This is a genomic window from Rhizobium leucaenae USDA 9039, from assembly GCF_000426285.1.
Taxonomy (GTDB): domain Bacteria; phylum Pseudomonadota; class Alphaproteobacteria; order Rhizobiales; family Rhizobiaceae; genus Rhizobium; species Rhizobium leucaenae.
Genome location: NZ_AUFB01000083.1, coordinates 1 through 2,292, shown reverse-complemented (window position 1 = coordinate 2,292; position 2,292 = coordinate 1). Strand labels below are relative to the sequence as shown.

Sequence of the window (2,292 nt, the reverse complement as noted above, 5' to 3'; positions counted from 1 at the left end):
AAGTCGCTTTCCACGGCATCAACACCTCCCGCAAAAGCGAAAAGTGTTACCCATGTCTCCGGTACAAAACGTCACCTATCTCTCGGGTCGGGCATCCATTTCCAAAAGCGAGTGCACGCGGCGGAGTTGAAACTGGTGCCGCGGACGGTCATTGAGAGTGACCGGCTCGAATGGATCCGAACCTCCAAAACACGGTGGAGGTTCGGAATTAAGTTCTGTCCTACGATCCCACATAGGCAGATTGCGGTGGATCGAGCCGCTTATCATCAGAAAGCAAATGAACTCAACCAGAGGACGCTCCCTATGAACTATCTCGCGGTAAATCGATAGACCAAGGGCCAGCTTCAGCGCACCCCACATTGGAGAACCTCCCCGCCATCAGGAACGCGGGAGCCTCGCTAGCGGGATCACCGAATTGGTGAGCAGCACGAAAACCGACGGAGAAAGCAGTGAAACAAGCGCACAAGTTCTATATCGGCGGAGACTGGGTCGACCCGACGCTATTAAGCACGCGCGAGATCATCGACCCGTCCACCGAGCAGCCGATAGGAACGATTGCGATGGGCAGTGCGGCTGATGCCCATAAGGCAATCGCCGCTGCACGCAGCGCCTTCGCTTCTTTCTCTCAGACGACGAAGGAGGAGCGTTTGGCGTTATTAAAACGCATTCTGTCAATCCTTAAACGTCGCAATGACGAGATCGCTGATGTCATCTCCCGTGAAATGGGAGCGCCGCTCGCCATGGCTCGGGCCGAGCAGGCTGCCCTCGGCGCCATCCATTTCGAACAGACGATCAAGGCTTGCGAAACCTTCGCCTTTGAATACATGCAAGGCTCGACCCGAATCTTGCATGAACCGATAGGTGTTGTAGCAATGATCACGCCTTGGAACTGGCCGATCAACCAGATCGCCTGCAAGGTGGCTCCGGCACTGGCGACCGGCTGCACGATGGTGCTCAAACCCTCGGAGATCGCGCCGTTCAACGCAATCGTCTTTGCCGAGATCATGGACGAGGCTGGTGTACCGGCAGGGGTCTTCAATCTGGTCCACGGTGACGGTCCAACCGTTGGAACGATACTCGCCAGCCACCCGGACGTCGACATGGTATCCTTCACGGGCTCGACGCGGGCCGGCATCGCCGTCGCGCAAGCGGCTGCACCGACGGTCAAGCGGGTGCATCAGGAACTCGGCGGCAAGTCGCCAAACATCATATTGCGGAGTGCCGATTTCGCCGCCGCCGTCAGCGCGGGCGTGCGCCGGTGCTTTGGCAATTCCGGGCAGTCCTGCAATGCGCCGACGCGAATGCTCATACCGGCGGAGCGAATGGAAGAAGCAAGCTCGATCGCCGCGAACGAAGCGGCCATGCTTGTCGTCGGTTCCCCTTCGGATCCTCGCACGAACCTTGGGCCGGTCGCAAGCGCGGCACAATTCGAAAAGATCCAGACGCTGATCGCGGCCGGTATCGCGGAAGGAGCCGAACTCGTTACCGGCGGTCTCGGGCGGCCTTCGCATCTCAACACAGGCTACTACGTGCGACCGACCATATTCGCCCGTGTGACGAATTCGATGACGATCGCGCGCGAGGAGATCTTTGGTCCTGTGCTCTCAATTGTCGGCTATCAAAGCGAGGACGAGGCGGTGGCGATCGCCAATGACACGCCCTATGGTCTTGCCGCCTATATACAGGGTGACCCGCTGGAAGCACGGTCGGTTGCTTGCAGGCTCCGTGCCGGTACGGTTCGCCTCAATCAATCGCCATGGGATGGTGCCGCTCCATTTGGAGGATACAAGCAATCCGGCAACGGTCGGGAGTATGGGAAGTTCGGTCTGCATGAATTTACCGAGATCAAGGGTATCGTCGGTTTTGCGGAGTGATGAAGGCGTGACGAAAACCTAACTATCGGCACGACCCGGCTCCATGATTGAAAGCTAGCTTCCTGTCCAGAAGTCGGCGCCATGCCTTGCGGAACATAGCGGGAACATGTAGTTCTGTGTCCGCTTGTTCGAAAAGACTGAGGGATAGTTGCGATGAAGGCGCGGATCGATGCAGTTATGGAGAAGGCGATCAGGGCCTGCAGAATCGTCGGCACGGTCGTAATCGTCACTAAGGACGAAGAAACCGTCTATTGCCGCGCTGCCGGTTATGCCGATCGCGAAATGGGAAAACCCGTTGAAACGCAGACGATTTTCCGTCTTGCGTAAGCGCGATTTTCGCCGCACGTTGACGCCAACGCGTTGATTGGCATCGGCTCAACGTTTGGAACCGTATTGTGTCAGGCGGCTTCGGTTCTGG

The 2,292-nt window shown here is 57.8% G+C and carries 2 protein-coding genes; both read left to right on the top strand.

Annotated elements, in window-relative coordinates; all coding sequences use genetic code 11:
- The first annotated feature begins 449 nt into the window (after positions 1 to 449).
- Positions 450 to 1,874 carry an aldehyde dehydrogenase family protein gene (locus K290_RS0133220; protein WP_028755398.1) on the top strand — a complete coding sequence of 475 codons (1,425 nt, stop codon included), beginning with the start codon at positions 450 to 452 and terminating at the stop codon, positions 1,872 to 1,874.
- Positions 1,875 to 2,027: 153 nt separating this feature from the next.
- Positions 2,028 to 2,201, top strand: a complete 174-nt coding sequence (locus tag K290_RS37065; protein ID WP_081670492.1) for a serine hydrolase — start codon at positions 2,028 to 2,030, stop codon at positions 2,199 to 2,201.
- The last annotated feature ends 91 nt before the right edge of the window (positions 2,202 to 2,292 follow it).